Here is a 312-nt window from a genome sequence, read left to right on the forward strand (position 1 = left end):
TTGTATTCGCGTTTTACTTGGTTCATGGGTTAAGCCTCCTCATTATTTTCGTTTCAATTTGGTATCTGTCAGGTCACGGATGCCATCGCCCAAGAGATTGAAGCCGAGCACCGTGAGCATGATCGCCACACCCGGGTAAATGGATAGATGAGGCGCATCCTGTAAAAATTTCATGCCAAATGCCAAGGTCCAGCCCCAGCTGGATTCGGGCGGTTGAATCCCGAGCCCCAAAAAGCTGAGTGTCGCTTCTGCCACAATCGCCTGTCCGAGCCCCAGCGTCGCAACGACGATAATTGGCGCCAAGCAGTTAGG

Annotated in this window: 1 protein-coding gene; it reads right to left on the bottom strand. The window is 52.2% G+C overall.

Features of this window, described 5'->3' with window-relative positions:
• Positions 1 to 42 precede the first annotated feature (42 nt).
• Positions 43 to 312, bottom strand: a 270-nt coding sequence (locus SB775_RS28450) for an ABC transporter permease (RefSeq protein WP_410864529.1), incomplete at its 5' end; no start/stop codon positions are given.

This window comes from Peribacillus sp. SIMBA_075 (assembly GCF_046534585.1).